Source organism: Blautia hansenii DSM 20583 (assembly GCF_002222595.2).
Classification (GTDB): Bacteria; Bacillota; Clostridia; order Lachnospirales; family Lachnospiraceae; genus Blautia; species Blautia hansenii.
This window is the reverse complement of record NZ_CP022413.2, coordinates 1,371,886-1,388,171: the sequence shown is the minus strand read 5'-3', so window position 1 is coordinate 1,388,171 and position 16,286 is coordinate 1,371,886. Positions and strand designations below refer to the sequence as shown.

Here is a 16,286-nt window from a genome sequence, read left to right as displayed (position 1 = left end):
CTAACCCTTTCTTTTATGTACGTTTCGAATGGATTTCTTTTTCTTTTCCACAGGCTTATTTCTGCGCTGCTCTTTCTTCCCTGCTCCTCTCGGACGTATCAGACATTTCTTGTCAAAACCGATTAAATCTTTTCTTCCTGCCAGCAGCAGAGCTTCTTTTACCAGCTCATAATTTTCCGGATTTTTATATTGAAGCAAAGCCCTCTGCATGGCTTTTTCTTTGAAGGTTTTCGGTACATAAACCTTCTTTCCTGTTCTTGGGTCTATCCCTGTGTAATACATACAGGTAGACATCGTAGACGGCGTAGGATAAAAATCCTGTACCTGCTCCGGCATAAATCCCATATCCCGCACATACTCTGCCAGCTTCACGGCTTCTGTTATAGTACACCCCGGATGGGAAGACATAAGATACGGAACTACATACTGCTTTTTCCCTGACCTTGCATTTGCCTTTTCAAATTTTTTTAAAAACTGCTGATAAACTGCATGCTCCGGTTTTCCCATATAATACAGCACTTCGTCAGATACATGCTCCGGCGCTACACGAAGCTGTCCGCTGACATGATATTTTGCCAGTTCATCCAAAAATGCAGAAGAAGTATCTGCATTTACATAGTCAAAACGAATACCGGAGCGTATAAAGACCTTTTTTACACCGGATATATTTCGCAGCTTCCGAAGAAGCTCCAGATAATCCTTGTGGTCTGTATTCAGATTTTTGCAGGGCTTTGGAAACAGACACTGCCTATTGGTACACACCCCTTTTGTCTCCTGCTTTTTGCAGGCAGGATGACGAAAATCTGCCGTAGGTCCTCCCACGTCATGAATATATCCTTTAAAATCCTTTTCCGTCACATAAGATTTTGCCTCTTCTATAATAGAGGCATGGCTTCTGGTCTGTACAATTCGGCCCTGATGAAAGGTTAGTGCACAGAAATTACATCCGCCAAAGCAGCCTCTGTTACTGGTAATACTGAACTTGATTTCTTCGATTGCGGGAATTTTTCCCTGCTTTTCATACATGGGATGGTAGGTTCTTGCATAAGGCAAAGCATAAACCTCATCCATTTCCTTCTGACTCAATGGCTTGGCAGGAGGATTTTGTACCACATAGCCTCTGTTTCCGTAATCCTCTATCAGAACCTTGCCGGAAAACGCATCTGTGTTTTCATACTGTATACGAAAACTGTCTGCATAGGCCTTTTTATTTTCACAAAGCTGTTCATAAGAGGGCAGCAGTTCTCCTTTTGGCATTTCTTTTGTCTTATAAACCGTTCCCGGAATAAACGTAATGGAACTTACAGGAAATCCCTTGTCCAATGCTTCCGCAATTTCCAGAATACTGTGTTCTCCCATTCCGTAAGAAATCAAATCTGCACCTGCATCCATTAAAACAGAACGTTTCATTCCGTCTGACCAATAATCATAATGTGCCAGCCTTCGAAGGGAAGCCTCAATACCGCCCAAAATAATCGGCGTATGCTTATACGTCTGACGGATTAAATTGCTGTATACCGTTACGGCTCTGTCCGGACGTAGTCCCATTTTTCCTCCCGGAGAATAGGCATCCTGTTTTCGATGCTTTTGGGCTACGGTGTAATGATTAACCATAGAGTCCATATTTCCCGCCGAGACCAGAAATCCCAGTCTGGGCTCTCCGAAAACAGCAATACTTTCCTTTTTTCTCCAGTCCGGCTGTGCAATCATTCCCACAGAATATCCACGACTTTCCAAAAGTCTGGTAATAATGGCTGCGCCAAAAGAGGGATGGTCTACATAAGCATCACCGCAAATATAGACGAAATCCGGCTGCCAAATGCCTCTTGCTTCCATCTCCTCTTTTGTCACAGGCAAAAATTTTGTATTCATAAATTTAATACCTCATAATAATCCTCTATGTAATAGTCCGCAAGTCTGCGTTTTTCTGCCTCCTGTCTTTTGCTGTAAGCATCCTCCACAGCACACACCTGCATGCCTGCATTCTTTCCTGCCATAATTCCCATAGGAACGTCTTCAAAGACAAGGCAGTCCTTTGGCTCAACCTGTAATCCCTCGGCAGTCTTTAAATAGACGTCCGGCGCCGGTTTGCTGTTTGGTACTTCACAGCAGGTAGTGATACAGTCAAAATATTCTGCAATTCCATGGGCTTTTAAAACTACCTGAATTAATTCTCTGCTGTTGCTGGAGCTAATTCCAATACGGATATTTCTGTTTCTCAGCTCTTCTAAAAATTCTCTTACTCCCGCTTTTAAGGGAACTTCATTACAGTATTTTTCCTCCGCCATGAAAATCCATGTTTTTTTGATTTCTTCTAAGGAGTCTTCAATCTGAAATCTGTTCTTAAAGAAAACAGCGGTTTCTGTAAATCCCATACCCTCCAGCTCTTCCTGAAATGCCTGAATATCCTCAGGTACGGCTATTCCTTTTCTTCCCAAATACTCCACATCAATGGATTTCCACATCCACATAGAGTCTACCAATGTCCCGTCTAAATCAAAAATCACTGCTTTTATATTTTCAAGCATTTTCCTTCAACCTCTCAATCTCCTGTGGTGTCAGCAAACGATATTCTCCTGTTAAAAGAGCTTCATCCAATGTCAGACTTCCCATAGACAGCCGTTTTAAAAACACCACTTCATTTCCCACTGCGTGAAACATTCTCTTTATCTGATGAAACTTTCCTTCCCGAATAACAATCTCTGCCTCATCTCTTTTCTCATTTAAAACAAAAACATGAGAAGGCAGGGTAAGCTTGTCTTCTCCGATATCAACGCCTTCTTCCAAATGCTTTTTATCTTCCTCTGACAGCGCATCCCTTAAACGGACAAAATACTTTTTATCTACATGTTTTTTCGGAGACAATAGATTATGCGCCAGCTCGCCGTCATTGGTAATCAGCAGCAGCCCTTCTGTATCCTTATCCAGACGCCCTACCGGAAACAAATCTTTTCTTTTTTTCTCAGAAATCAAATCCAGCACCGTCTTATCCCGTCTGTCTTCTGTGGCAGACACCACGCCCTGAGGCTTATTTAACATATAATAAACCAGCTCCTCATAAGCAATCTCTTTTCCGTCTGCCAAAACCACGTCTGTCTGTATATCTATTTTATATTCGGGACTTTTGACAATTTCTCCGTTTACGGAAATCCTGCCCTTTTTGATATCCCTTTTTACTTCTGTTCTTGTACCCAGTCCCATATCTGCCAGATATTTATCTAATCTTATTTTTCCCATTACTGCATTCTCCAGCCCGGATAATATTTATTTTTCAAAATTCCTCTGTCCAACTTTCCAAAGCCCAGAGAAAAACCGTCTACACACACAAGCTGCCAGCCCTTTTCCTTTGCAGGCTTTAAGTCTGCCACATCAATGGTTTCTCCCTTTAAATATTTCACAGTACGAATATCCTTGGAGGAAAGCAGAACGCAGGAAGCAAAGGTCTTCGGTGACAATGCCATTGCCAAAGCCTGACTGGGCTCAAAACGATTTTTTCGTATCTCTCCCAGATAAAGACCGGTACGCAGATACCGAAGCTTTGGCATATTTCCGTCTCCCGGTAAAAAATATACCTTATCCTTTTCCTTTTTCAGCTTTCCCTCAGAGAAATCAAAGGACACCAGTTTTAAAAACTCTTCCACACAAGCATCTGGTTTTTCATCCTTTTTTGCAGCCACTGTTTTTCTCGGCACACTTTTTTCTCCGTTTCCTTTTTTCTGTAACAGAGCCAGAAAATGTCCTTCCCCTGCCATTTTATGTGGAAAAATTCGCACACATTTTTTCAGTTGGCTACACATTTCCTCACTTTTCCCTTCCAAAGGAAAGCCTTCCGAAAAGCCCCCATAGCCCAAAGGAGCAAGCACCTCCATGTCTTCGCACTGTTCCAGCAGATAGGCAATGGTCTCCTCATTCTCCTTTTTGGAAAACGTACAGGTAGAATAAAGCATTTTCCCTCCCGGCTTTAACATCTGCGCTCCCTGCACAATCAGCTCCTTTTGAATTTCTGCATAATAGTCCGGTGATTTCTCCAGCCAATACTCTGCCATTTTCGGTTCTTTATGGAACATTCCCTCACCGGAGCAGGGTGCGTCAATCAAGATTTTATCAAAAAATTCCGGAAAGCTTTTTACCAGTTTTGCCGGTTCTTCGCTGGTGACATAAAAATTCGGCGCACCGGTAAGCTCCAGATTTTTCAAAAGAGCCTTTGCCCTGCTGTTGCTTAAATCATTTGCCAGCAAAAAACCTTTTCCCTGTAATCTCCCTACCAGCTCCGTAGCCTTTCCTCCCGGAGCCGCACACAAATCCAGTACCTTATCATACGGCTGAATCTCCAGACGGCTTGCAGGCGTCATGGCGCTGGGCTCCTGAAGGTAATAAAGACCTGCAAAATAATAGGGATGTCTTGCAGGATTTCCTTCCCCTCCGTGAATATAATATCCGTTTTCTACCCACGGAATTTCTTCTTTTTCAAAAGGCATGATTTCTTCCCATACAGGCTTTGTCAGCTTGTAGGGATTAAAACGCAGTCCCTGTCGGACAGGCTGTTCATAGATTTTCTTATATTCCTCAAACTCTGCCCCCAGCAGGCTGCGCATTTCCTTTTCGTATTCTTCCGGTAAATTTATCATACTTTCTCTGTCCTTTATTCTATATATCTTCGTATGTCAACGCCTGTGCACGGCATCCTTCTGCAATAAAATCCAATTCTTTGTAAAAGCTTTCCAGCTTTTGAGGATTTTTCTCCTCATATACACGATAAAATTCTTCCAATATTTTACCTGTTTCCCTTCTGTTTGCGTAATAATAGAGATTTTCTATATTATTCAAAATATCTGCTACCAGATTAGACTGATGGAGCATGGATTTTTGTGCATCCATCACCTCGCTGCGCACCAGAGACATTTCTTCATCCAGCTTTAACACAGAATTTGCAGCCTCCGTCAATCTGCCTGCAAGGTCTGCCGGCACATTTCCCTTATATTTATACTGCAAAGAGTGTTCTATGGTTGCCCAGAAATTCATTGCCAAGGTCCGAATTTGAATTTCTGCATGAATTTCCTTTTTTCCGGCTAAGGTTTCTGCACAGTAGGACACAATCATATGATAGCTTCGATAACCGCTGTCTTTTCCCTGTGTCACGTAATCCTTTTCCTCCAGTACCCTCATATCGCTGCGGTTTCGAATTAAAGCCGCCACCTTTTCAATGTCTTCGCAAAACTGGCAGATAATCCGCACACCGGCAATGTCCTCAATCTTCTCCTCCAGCTCCTCCCAGGAAACATGCTTCGCCTGCATTTTTTCCAGAATACTGTTAATAGACTTAACACGACCGGTTACCTGTTCAATGGGAGAATAAAGGTTTTTCTCCCTGTGTTCTTTTTGCAGCAGCTTGAATTTCATCACTAAATCCTTCACTGCCAGTTCATAAGGAATGAGCAATTCACGCCATAAACGTATTTCCATAAAACATGACTCCTTAACTATCATTAAAGTATAGCATACTTCTTTTCTTTTTAATAGAAAAAATTTTTCTGCCTCTCCTGTAAGAACTGCAGTACCGGATAAGGATTTAAAGGATATTCTTCTCTTTCTTTTTCTGCTATGTAAATTCCCAGATGAAGATGGGGCGGAAATTTCCCTCTCGTCCCTTCTTCTCCATATCCGGTATCTCCCAAAAATCCTAAAATTTCTCCTGCCTTTACCTTGTCGCCTTCCGAAAAGTCTTCTGCATAAGAGGATAAATGTGCATAATAAAAATACCCGCCTCCCGGACTTCGAATCCCAATGCGATATCCGCCCAGAGGAAGCCAGCCGATTTTCTCCACTCTGCCCTCTGTCATGCTTAAAATCGGATAATAATCTGTTTTTGACTCCTTGGGAAAAATATCACAGCCCTCATGAAATCGTTCCCCTCCATAGTGCCTTTTTTCATGCCAGCTGTTTTCATAAGAAAAAGTCTCCGTCCTTGCGTTAATTCTCCCTGCAACAGGAAAACATTTTAAATCCTCCCAAAAAACCAGATATTTTTCCATGTCCTCTTTGGAAATCCCTGCATTTTCCATGCTTTTTACAGGAAGTCCTTTCTGCCTCAACTCTTCCAAAGAAGCCTTTTCCTTTAATTCTCCTGTAAGATTTACATTCAAAAACAAAATCACACATAAAAACAGCAGTCTTTTCAGCACAAAAAACCTCCGTCTGCACACAAGATACTCCGGTAACTACACGCTTACCATTACATATCATTCTATGTGCAGACGAAGGCAATTATGACATTATTCCTTTATTCTTTTTAAAACCTCTAATAAATAGTTCCATACACGCTCTACGGAGGAGATAGAAAGCTTCTCCTCGGAAGTATGAATATCCTGCATGTCAGGGCCGATAGATACACAGTCCAGTCCTGCAATTTTCTCGTAGAATAAACCACATTCCAGGCCGGCGTGAATAACATTCACAACAGGCTCTTTCTGATACATTTCCTCATATACATCCACCAACACCTGACGAAGCTTAGAGTCCTGTTTGAATTCCCATGCAGGATATTCCCCTTCTATGGTGAAAGTACCGCCTAAAAATTCTGTCAGATATCCGATTTTATCAGCCAGCGCTTTCTTTGCCGTTCCCACAGAGCTTCTCACACTGGCAGAGCAGCTCAATACAGCAGGAGTCAGTTTTGTAATTCCCACGTTACAGGAGGTCTCTACCAGACCGTCAATAAACCCACACATCTTCTGAATGCCGTTTGGATAATTCAAAAGGAAAAACAGCGCTTTTTCCTGACTTACCGGATGAAGCACCGGCTCTGTGCCCTGTCCTTCCTCCTCTACGGTAACAGTAATCTCTTCGTCACTTCCTGTATATTCTTTTCTCAGGGCTTCTGTATAGGCTGCCGCATAAGCAGAAAGCTTTTCTCCGTCTTCCTTGGATGCCAGCACTAATGCCTCTGCCTCTCTCGGAATGGCATTGTCTTTTTGTCCTCCGAAAAGCTCTGAAACGGAATACTCTGCAAGTTCTTTTCCTTCATGCAGAAAACGTGCCAAAAGCAATGTGGCATTTGCTCTGTTCTTATCGATTTCTGCACCGGAGTGACCACCTAAAAGTCCGGATACTTTTACTCTCCATTTATAATCCGTATATTCCTGATAGCGAACAGGAATTTCGGAAACCGCTGTCATTCCTCCTGCACAGCCTGCACAAATATATCCTTCCTCTTCTGAGTCCAGATTGATTAAATATTTTGCCTTTAAAGGCGTTGTGTCAACAGAGGCTGCTCCCAAAAGTCCGATTTCCTCATCTACGGTAATAACCAGCTCCAGCGCCGGATGGGAAAGGGTGGTATCTTCCATAATTGCCAGTCCGTAAGCAACGGCAATTCCGTTATCTCCGCCTAAGGTTGTGTTGGTTGCAGAAACAAAATCACCCTCTATCCGAAGCTGCAGCGGGTCCTTTGTAAAATCATGTGTACTGTCTGCTGTTTTTTCGCAAACCATATCCATGTGTCCCTGAAGCATAACCACAGGCGCATTTTCATAACCCTCGGAAGCCTCTTTAAAAATAATTACATTATTATCATCATCCTGAATACAGCGTAAATTATGAGAATTTGCAAAGCTTACCAGATAATCACTGATTTCCTTTGTATTTCCTGAGCCGCGAGGAATTTTACTGATTTCCTCAAAATAATAAAATACCCTTTCAGGCTGTAAATGTTCTAATACTGCCATTTTTGTTTCCTCCTGTTTCTTTTCTTTCTTCATTCTTACACAGATTGAAAAAAATAGCAAGCTTTCCGGAAAAACTTGAATATTCTATTTCTTCTCACATATATTTTAGATAAAAACCTCGGGATTTTATCATGAAAAAAATTCTTCTTCCTTTTGCCCTACTATTCTTTTTATTTTTTCTTTTATTATTTCCCTCTCAGGCGTTTTCCTATGCCAAGGCAGGGCTTATGTTGTGGTTTTATACCCTTTTGCCTTCGCTTTTGCCTTTTATGATTTTATCCAATATCTGCATCAAAACAGGGCTGCTGGACAAACTTTTTGAAGCCCCGAAAAAATTTTGGAAAAAAGCCTTTGCCCTGTCTCCATCCGGCGCTTACGCATTATGTATGGGGATTTTCTGCGGTTATCCCATGGGCGCAAAAATCACCGCAGACCTTTACGCAGAACACCGTATTTCCAAACAGGAAGCCTCCTATCTGCTGACCTTTGCCTGTTTTCCCGGTCCCTCTTTCCTGTCTTCCTATTTATGTGTGGGACTTTTTAAAAATACCCGCCTGATTTTCCCTACATATTTTATTCTTTACAGCTCCGGCTTTTTATGCTCCCTTCTGTTTCGCCCTCAAAAAAGCTCGGAATTTTCTTATCTGAAAAAAACAAAAAAAGAGATATCCGGCTCCGATTTTCTCGGAAATATTCTGGATACCTCTATTATGAACGGTTTTGAAACAATTACAAAGCTGGGAGGATATATTTTAATTTTTTCCATCCTTCAGGGAATTTCCAGCATAGCCCTTCGTTCCTTCCCCACCCTCGGCTATTTCTTACAGGGAATTACGGAAATCACTACCGGAAATGCCGCTTTATCAAAAGCTTCTTGGAGCTTTGACCTTCTTTATCCTCTCATCCTTGCCTTTACTTCCTTTGGCGGTTTAAGCGTAGCCGCACAGACAAAGTCCATGCTTGCTGATACAGACCTGCCCTTTTCCTCTTATTTAAAAGGAAAAATATGCAACTTTTTCTGTACCTTTGCTATTGCCTTTTGCTTAGTCAAAATCGTCAAAGTCATCATCTAAATCTTCATCTTCGTCGAAACCATCCGGCTCATAGGAAGGTGCAGAAGCTTCTTCCTGAACCGGAGCTTCATTGCTCCGAACAAGCTGCGGAGATAACTCGGCTCTGTTCTGGTTGATAACCTCTAAAGAGCTGCGAAGCGCCTGAACAAAATCATTATATTTTGCTGCTGCATCCTCTAACATATTGCTGGCAAGCTGTCCCATATTTGCCATCATTTCATCTGTATAAGATACTGCGCTTAAACGAAGTGTATTTGCATCATTGGTAGCTGCGTCAATAATTGCCTGTGCCTGCTGATTTGCACTGTTGATTGTTTCGTTTGCCTGTGCGTAAGCCTGCTGCATAACCTCAGACTCTTTTACCATCTCCTGCACCTGTTTTTTGGTGTCTTCTATGATATTGTCTGCTTTTGCCTGTGCATCTGCTAAAATCGCATCTTTATTGCTGATGATTTTCTGATATCTTTTGATTTCATCCGGTGTTTTTAAACGAAGCTCTCTTAACAGCTCTTCGATTTCCTCTTTATTTACAATAATCTTTGTTGTAGATAACGCCTGATATTTACAACTTTCCACATATTCTTCGATTTCTTCAATAATCTGTTCAATTCTGCTGCTCATCTTTTATTTCTCCTTATTGTATTCTTTTCCCAAATGCCTCTGCCTGTATTTTTCCTCCACCTGTCGTACTACAAAATCCGGTGCAAAATTTGAAATATCCGCACCGAAAGACGCTGCCTCCTTCAATGTAGTAGAGCTTAAATACGCATACTGAAGACTGGTAGTCAAAAACATAGTATCCACATCAGTTGCCAACACGCGGTTTGTCTGTGCCATCTGTAATTCATATTCAAAATCAGTAAAGGCTCTCAAACCACGAATAATTACCTTTGCCTCGCAGCTTCGTGCAAAATTAACAGATAATCCGTCAAACGCCTGAATTTTCACGTTGGGAATATCTTCTGTTACATTCTCTAATATATTAACACGTTCTTCCACAGAAAACAACGGACTTTTTGCAGAATTATTCAAAACTCCTACAACAACCTCATCAAATAAGCTTGCTGCCCGTCTAATAATGTCCAGATGACCGTAAGTTGCCGGGTCAAAGCTTCCCGGATAAATTGCTCGTACCATTTTCTATGCCTTTCTAATAAAAATGTGCTGATTTGTCTTGTATCTTTTGATTTTATCAATGGAAAAACCCAGCTCCTCCAGATAACTAAAATCTGTTTCCAAAGAAGCTTCCACAATAATTCTTGTATCTTCATTTACAAACTTTACATCTCTTAAAAATTCTAAAACCTGTTTTTCCAATTCCTGATTATAAGGTGGGTCCATGAAGATACAATCAAACGGTTCTTCATTTTCCAAAAAAGCAACTGCCTGAAATATATCTTTGCACCATACATCAGCTCTGTCTGCCAGTTTGGTAAATTTCAGATTATCTTCAATTACGGCTGCTGCCTTTCTGTTTTTTTCAATAAAAACACAAAACTGTGCACCTCTGCTTAAAGCTTCTATTCCAATTCCGCCGCTTCCCGCAAAAATATCCAAAAATCGACATTCGCACAAATACGGCTGAAGCATATTAAATAACGTCTCCTTCACCCTGTCTGTGGTCGGTCTTGTTTCCAAGCCCGGAATTGTTTTTAAAGGCATACTTTTTGCACTTCCTGCAATGACTCTCATAAGCTGTTTTTCCTTCTTCAGTATCTTTTATCGGTTTAAGCGGTAATCCAAATCTCCCTGCTCCAGTCCCAATATCAGAGACTCTGCCGTTGCAATATTCGTTGCAATAGGAATATTGTACTGGTCGCAGCAGCCGGATATCTGATATACATCCGGTTCCGTACCGTCAATCATCGCCGGATTGTAGAAAAAGATTACCATATCAATATCTCCACGCTCAATCATTTCTGTAAACTGTTTATCTCCTCCCATGCTTCCCGGAAGGAATTTGTGGACACGCAGATTTGTAACCTCTTCAATTCTGCGTCCCGTAGTCCCTGTTGCATAAATCTCATGCTTTGCCAAAATATTCTTATAAGCAATGCAGAAGTCCTCAATCAGGGCTTTTTTACTGTTATGCGCTATAATTCCAACATTCATTTACATCAATCCTTATTTATTTTAATTCAATCAAACCATCCGGTTCTCTTGTATTCCAGAGTCTATTATAGCAAAAGCACTAACTTTTTGCAATTATTTTTTATCATTTTATACATTTTTTACAAATTTTGTGTACTTTCACAAAAAAAATCGACTTGAAACCCCAAATCCGAATACTCATTGTAATACAATTCACATAATTTGTCAAAACTTGAAAGAACTTCTAGTGTAAAAACTTTTTTAAATCACATACTAGCATTGTAACAAAAATAAATTCCAAAGGAGGAAATTAAAATGTCTAACAATAATTCTTCAAACAAAGCAGTTGTACCGGAAGCAAAGGGAGCATTAAACCGCTTCAAATATGAGGTTGCAAACGAATTAGGTGTACCTCTTACAGATGGTTACAACGGTAACTTAACATCTAAACAGAACGGTTCCGTTGGGGGATATATGGTCAAAAAAATGATTGAAGCTCAGGAACGTCAGATGTCTGGAAACGGAAGCACTCAGCAGTTCTAGTGTACGAAATCACTAGTAAAGTCTAACAACTAGAAAAAGGGATTTTCTTCTGCTTATTCTTAAAGTAAAAAGAAGGAAATCTCTTTTTATATTCCCGGCGTTTCCATTCTTTCTTTTCCGTAAGAGAAAAGTCTGTCCCTTAATCTTTCATGCTGAGGCAATGATAAATCCGGATCTAAAGCTAAAATTGCTCCTGCCGCCTCACCGGCTTCTTTTAGTATCTCTGCATCCTGATAAATATCTGCAATCTTAAATTCCATTAAGCCGCTTTGCCGTATACCAAAAAAATCCCCCGGTCCCCGCAAGCGCAAATCTTCTCCTGCAATCTGAAAGCCGTCATTGGATTTCACCAGAATTTCCAATCTCTCCTTTGTTTCCGTATCCTGTCCTCCCTGCACGAAAATACAGTAAGACTGATGTTCTCCTCGGCCTACCCTTCCTCTTAACTGATGAAGCTGAGCAAGTCCGAAGCGTTCTGCGTTTTCTACCATCATTACCGTTGCGTTGGGAACATTTACCCCTACCTCAATAACCGTGGTAGATACCAGCACCTGTATTTCATTTGCAGCAAACGCTTCCATAATTTTGTTCTTTTCTCCTGCCTTCATTCTTCCGTGAAGATACGCAACAGAGATATCAGAGGGCAGAGCCTCCTTTAAAATTTGCGTGTAATCAATGACGTTCTCCGCATCCAGCCCTTCGCTTTCCTCTACCATAGGGCAGATGACATACACCTGTCGTCCTTCCTCCACCTGCTTTTGAATAAAATGATAGGCTCTTGGACGGTAAGAAGTGTCCACCACACAGTTTTTTATAGGTAATCGCTTTGCCGGCAGCTCATCCATGACAGAAATGTCCAAATCTCCGTATAAAATAATTGCCAATGTTCTGGGAATTGGCGTGGCGCTCATGACCAGCACATGAGGTCTTGTTCCTTTTTTGGATAAGTCTTCCCTTTGCTGAACCCCAAAACGATGCTGCTCATCGGTAATCACCAATGCCAAATTTTCATATTCTACCTTTTCCTGTATCAGCGCATGGGTTCCGATAATCAGCTTTGCTTCTCCGGAAGCAATTTGAGCACATCTCTCCCTTTTTTCCTTTGCGGTATTCGAGCCGGTCAGAAGAACGGCTTTTAGCGGCAGCTGATGCTCCTTGAGCAGCTTTTCCATTTCTTTAAAATGCTGCTTTGCCAAAACCTCCGTAGGAACCATGAGCGCAGCCTGATATCCGTTAAATGCCGCCAGAAGCATTGCCAGAAATGCCATAATGGTTTTTCCGCTTCCCACATCTCCCTGTACCAGTCTGGACATCAGCGTATGTCCTGTCATATCCCTTTCAATTTCATTCCACACTCTCTTTTGTGCATTTGTCAATGGATACGGCAGTCCATCAATTACATTCTCTGTTTCCCATACCGGTTTTATGGCAAAAGAATTCGGCATGTCCTGTGTTTTTTCCTTCATCATTCGAATAGAAAGAATAAAAAGTAAAAATTCATCAAAAACTAATCGATGATGCCCCAGAAGTAAATCTTTCTTATCTTTTGGAAAATGAATATGTGAAACTGCATAGTTATATTCTGCCAACTGATAATAGTTTCTATACTCCTCCGGAAGATATTCCTGCACAATTTCTTTATTTTCCAAAATCTGATGTATGGTTTTTACCATCAGCTTATTGGTTAATCCCTTTGTCAGCCCGTAAATGGGGTAGAGACTGTGAAGCAGCGCCTTGTAATCTTCTCTTTTGAAAATCTCCGGTTGCTCCATGGTCTTTCGCCCGTTTTTGTCCGTTACCATTCCTCTGAAAATATAAAACCCGCCGGACCGCAAGGTATTGCGTAAAAAAGGCATATTGTACCACGTAAGCTGCAAGAAAGAATTTTCTTCTTTTAACGTGGCAGTCACTATGGTAAGTCTGCCTGTATTTCGCACGCCCACTTTTCCTGTAATCCTTCCCATAACCGCACATTTTTTTCCTGCGGTCACCTGAGAAACACCGACAGGCTCTGTATATTCATCATATTCCCTTGGATAATAACGGAGGAAATCACCTACTGTGGTAATTCCCAATTTTGCCAGAAGCTTTTCTGTTTTTTCTCCAATTCCTTTTATATTGCGAATACTTTCCTGTTCCTTCATCTGAAAAATCCTCATAAAAAAGAAGCGGTCAAGGCTATCGCATAAGTGCAACAACCCCAACAGCTCCTCTGTTCATCTCTTATTCTACGGAAACCACGTAGTAATAAATCGGCTGTCCGCCCTGATTGATTTCCACATCAAAATCAGGATATAACTCCTCCAGACGCTCACATAACTGTTCTGCATCTTCTTCTGTTACATCAGCCCCGTAATAAATGCTGATAATTTCTGTATCTTCGTCTACCATCTCTTTTAATGTTTCTACGGTAATGTCTTCGATACCCTGTCCGACTGCCAAAATCCCCTTATCGCCAATGCCCATGATATCGCCCTGACGAATTTCTTTGTCATCAATCTTTGTATCACGCACTGCATAAGTCACCTGACCTGTTTTCACATGTGTCATAGCTTCTAACATTTCTTCTGTGTTCTGCTCAACGGTTTTATCCGGCACATAAGAAATCAACGCTGTAATACCCTGAGGAATGGTTTTTGTCGGAATAACAATAATGTTCTTATCCTCTGTCAGGTCTCTTGCCTGATTTGCAGCCAGAATAATATTTTTATTATTTGGAAAAATAAATATATTTTTTGCATTTACATGAGAGATTGCCTGAAGCACATCCTCTGTACTTGGGTTCATGGTCTGTCCGCCTTCAATGAGATAATCTGCTCCCAATTCACGGAAAATCTCTCCCATACCATCTCCCACAGATACGGAAATAAATCCAACCTCTTTTTCCGGCTCTGCCTTTGCCTGCTGTGCAGCTACTTTTTCAGCGTCTTTAATCAAACGTTCATGATGCTCTAAGCGCATATTGTCAATTTTCATGTTGGACAGCTGTCCGTAGGTCAAAGCTCTCTGAATTGCATCACCCGGCGCATTGGTATGTACATGCACCTTTACGATTTCATCATCTGCCACGACTACCAGAGAGTCACCAATGGATAACAGGTATTCTTTGAAAGCTCTTTCTTCTTTTTCAGAGAATTCTTTTTCCAGCATAATAATAAATTCTGTACAGTAACCGAATTTAATATCGCTTTCCTCTGCGGACATTGGCTTGCTCATCACTGCATGAGCCGGTTTTTCGAAATTCATATCAATTTCTTTGCCCAGATATCCGTCAAAAGCACCTTTTAACACTTCTAAAAGTCCCTGTCCGCCGGAATCTACTACACCTGCTTCTTTTAAAACAGGAAGCATTTCCGGGGTTCTGGAAAGAACCTCCTCTGCTTCTGCAATTACATCTGCAAAAAATGTTTCCAGATTTTCACTGTCCTCTGCAATTTCCAGAGCTTTTACCGCAGCGCCCTTTGCCACAGTTAAAATTGTACCTTCTTTTGGTTTCATAACTGCTTTATACGCAGTTTCCACACCTTTTTCAAAAGCTCTGGCAAATGCCATGGCATCTACCTGCTCATGATGTTCGATTGATTTTGTAAATCCTCTTAAAAGCTGTGAAAGAATAACACCGGAGTTTCCTCTTGCTCCTCTTAAAGAACCGGAAGATATTGCTTTCGCCAGAGTTTTCATAGTAGAATCTGATAATGCGCTTACCTCAGACGCTGCCGCCATAATGGTCAGTGTCATGTTGGTTCCTGTATCGCCGTCCGGCACAGGAAAAACATTTAATTCATTTATCCACTCTTTCTTTGCCTCCAGATTTTTCGCTCCGGAAAGGAACATCCGGCCAAGCATTTTCGCATCAACGGTATTGGTATTCAAAACAAGTTTCCTCCTTATTAATCAATTACTCTTACGCCTTCTACAAGGATATTTATCTTCTCAATAGTCAGGCCTGTAAATTCTTCTACTTTGTATTTTACATTGCTGATTAAGTTATCAGCCATAGCAGAAATACTTACTCCGTAAGCCACGATTACATGAAACTCCAGTGTAATCTTATTATCTGCAATCATAACATTAATGCCGTGTTTTAAGCTGTCTTTCTTTAACAGCTTTACAAGGCCGTCCTTCATACTTACAGCAGCCATGCCCACAATTCCAAAACATTCCACTGCCACACTGCCTGCATAAGTTGCAATTACATCAGTATCAATTGTAATTTTTCCTAATCCTGTATCAACAAATCCATTCATGCACGGATACCTCCATACTTTTTTATATATGCTATTCTAACATATCTTTTCCAAAAACGAAATAATAATTTAATTTTTTTATAATTTTACTTGCAAAAACAAATATCATCTGCTAAAATAAGCTATGTTGTGAGTTTGTTATACAGACTTATTATATTTCTAAGGAGGTGCTACCATGGCAAAGTGCGCAATTTGTGAAAAAGGTGCTCATTTTGGAAACAACGTGAGCCATTCTCATAGAAGATCAAACAAAATGTGGAAATCCAACATTAAATCTGTAAGAGTTAAAACAGAAGGCGGAAACGCAAAAAAAATGTATGTTTGTACTTCCTGCTTACGAAGCGGTAAAGTTGAAAGAGCTTAATTACTGATTGACACATCAACAGACCTTGTCCATGCGACAAGGTCTGTTTTTTTATTCTCTTCTATTTATGAACAACTGCAAAACAGATTATATCCTGCCAGCAAGCACAGCACTGCCATAATCACCATAAAAAGAGATTTTGGAAAAATAAGCGCTAAAAATAATCCAATCCCTATTCCAAACAAAAACAGTCCGCATACACGACTCATATCTTTTTCCTTCTCTTTTCTCTTTTTATAGTATA

General features: G+C 40.9%; 18 protein-coding genes. 3 read left to right on the top strand and 15 right to left on the bottom strand.

Going from position 1 to position 16,286, the window contains the following annotated elements; translation table 11 throughout:
• The 7 genes from CGC63_RS06795 to CGC63_RS06765 form a co-directional block, all read right to left on the bottom strand.
• On the bottom strand, window positions 1–1,872 hold the full coding sequence (locus tag CGC63_RS06795) for a YgiQ family radical SAM protein (protein ID WP_004222095.1): 1,872 nt from the start codon (window positions 1,870–1,872) through the stop codon (window positions 1–3).
• Window positions 1,869–2,528, bottom strand: a complete 660-nt coding sequence (locus CGC63_RS06790) for an HAD family hydrolase (protein WP_004222098.1) — start codon at window positions 2,526–2,528, stop codon at window positions 1,869–1,871. The genes CGC63_RS06795 and CGC63_RS06790 overlap by 4 nt, the downstream gene beginning before the upstream one ends.
• The gene (locus tag CGC63_RS06785; RefSeq protein ID WP_004222101.1) at window positions 2,521–3,237 is read right to left on the bottom strand and encodes a pseudouridine synthase; all 717 of its coding nucleotides are present in this window, start codon (window positions 3,235–3,237) and stop codon (window positions 2,521–2,523) included. Before CGC63_RS06785 ends, CGC63_RS06790 begins: the two co-directional genes overlap by 8 nt.
• Entirely contained in the window at window positions 3,237–4,628 is a 1,392-nt protein-coding gene (locus tag CGC63_RS06780) for an RsmF rRNA methyltransferase first C-terminal domain-containing protein (RefSeq protein WP_004222104.1), read from the bottom strand. The genes CGC63_RS06785 and CGC63_RS06780 overlap by 1 nt, the downstream gene beginning before the upstream one ends.
• Before the next feature lie 19 nt (window positions 4,629–4,647).
• Window positions 4,648–5,463, bottom strand: a complete 816-nt coding sequence (locus CGC63_RS06775; protein WP_009247221.1) for a GTP pyrophosphokinase — start codon at window positions 5,461–5,463, stop codon at window positions 4,648–4,650.
• 50 nt (window positions 5,464–5,513) lie between these two features.
• A complete protein-coding gene (locus CGC63_RS06770) occupies window positions 5,514–6,182 on the bottom strand; it encodes a M23 family metallopeptidase (RefSeq protein WP_009247222.1) in 669 nt (222 codons plus the stop codon).
• Between the two features lie 90 nt (window positions 6,183–6,272).
• Complete coding sequence (locus CGC63_RS06765; protein WP_040351045.1) at window positions 6,273–7,724, bottom strand: aminoacyl-histidine dipeptidase; 1,452 nt, start codon at window positions 7,722–7,724, stop codon at window positions 6,273–6,275.
• Window positions 7,725–7,855: 131 nt separating this feature from the next.
• Between CGC63_RS06765 and CGC63_RS06760 the strand changes: the two genes are divergently transcribed.
• Window positions 7,856–8,797 (top strand): sporulation protein, encoded by a 942-nt coding sequence (locus CGC63_RS06760; RefSeq protein ID WP_004222116.1) that lies wholly within the window; start codon window positions 7,856–7,858, stop codon window positions 8,795–8,797.
• On the opposite strand, the gene CGC63_RS06755 is transcribed toward CGC63_RS06760, so the two are convergent.
• The 4 genes from CGC63_RS06755 to CGC63_RS06740 are packed head-to-tail and all read right to left on the bottom strand — an operon-like array spanning window position 8,768 to window position 10,909.
• Window positions 8,768–9,418: a hypothetical protein gene (locus CGC63_RS06755; protein ID WP_004222118.1), complete on the bottom strand. Its 651-nt coding sequence runs from the start codon at window positions 9,416–9,418 to the stop codon at window positions 8,768–8,770. The genes CGC63_RS06760 and CGC63_RS06755 overlap by 30 nt on opposite strands.
• A 3-nt stretch (window positions 9,419–9,421) precedes the next feature.
• Entirely contained in the window at window positions 9,422–9,934 is a 513-nt protein-coding gene (coaD, locus tag CGC63_RS06750) for a pantetheine-phosphate adenylyltransferase (protein ID WP_004222122.1), read from the bottom strand.
• A 3-nt stretch (window positions 9,935–9,937) separates the two neighbouring features.
• Window positions 9,938–10,489, bottom strand: a complete 552-nt coding sequence (gene rsmD, locus CGC63_RS06745) for a 16S rRNA (guanine(966)-N(2))-methyltransferase RsmD (protein ID WP_004222124.1) — start codon at window positions 10,487–10,489, stop codon at window positions 9,938–9,940.
• 27 nt (window positions 10,490–10,516) lie between these two features.
• Window positions 10,517–10,909 (bottom strand): methylglyoxal synthase, encoded by a 393-nt coding sequence (locus tag CGC63_RS06740; protein ID WP_004222127.1) that lies wholly within the window; start codon window positions 10,907–10,909, stop codon window positions 10,517–10,519.
• A 294-nt stretch (window positions 10,910–11,203) separates the two neighbouring features.
• Between CGC63_RS06740 and CGC63_RS06735 the strand changes: the two genes are divergently transcribed.
• On the top strand, window positions 11,204–11,431 hold the full coding sequence (locus tag CGC63_RS06735) for an alpha/beta-type small acid-soluble spore protein (RefSeq protein WP_004222130.1): 228 nt from the start codon (window positions 11,204–11,206) through the stop codon (window positions 11,429–11,431).
• Between the two features lie 86 nt (window positions 11,432–11,517).
• Here the strand turns inward: CGC63_RS06735 and recG are convergent, their stop codons facing one another.
• The 3 genes from recG to CGC63_RS06720 all read right to left on the bottom strand — a co-directional run bounded on the left by recG (window position 11,518) and on the right by CGC63_RS06720 (window position 15,678).
• Window positions 11,518–13,575, bottom strand: a complete 2,058-nt coding sequence (gene recG, locus CGC63_RS06730) for an ATP-dependent DNA helicase RecG (RefSeq protein WP_089438676.1) — start codon at window positions 13,573–13,575, stop codon at window positions 11,518–11,520.
• A 79-nt stretch (window positions 13,576–13,654) separates the two neighbouring features.
• Complete coding sequence (locus CGC63_RS06725; RefSeq protein ID WP_040351046.1) at window positions 13,655–15,304, bottom strand: DAK2 domain-containing protein; 1,650 nt, start codon at window positions 15,302–15,304, stop codon at window positions 13,655–13,657.
• 17 nt (window positions 15,305–15,321) lie between these two features.
• Complete coding sequence (locus tag CGC63_RS06720; RefSeq protein ID WP_004222139.1) at window positions 15,322–15,678, bottom strand: Asp23/Gls24 family envelope stress response protein; 357 nt, start codon at window positions 15,676–15,678, stop codon at window positions 15,322–15,324.
• Window positions 15,679–15,853: 175 nt separating this feature from the next.
• Between CGC63_RS06720 and rpmB the strand changes: the two genes are divergently transcribed.
• Window positions 15,854–16,042, top strand: a complete 189-nt coding sequence (gene rpmB, locus CGC63_RS06715) for a 50S ribosomal protein L28 (protein WP_004222142.1) — start codon at window positions 15,854–15,856, stop codon at window positions 16,040–16,042.
• Window positions 16,043–16,107: 65 nt separating this feature from the next.
• On the opposite strand, the gene CGC63_RS15440 is transcribed toward rpmB, so the two are convergent.
• Complete coding sequence (locus CGC63_RS15440; RefSeq protein WP_004222145.1) at window positions 16,108–16,251, bottom strand: hypothetical protein; 144 nt, start codon at window positions 16,249–16,251, stop codon at window positions 16,108–16,110.
• Window positions 16,252–16,286 lie beyond the last annotated feature (35 nt).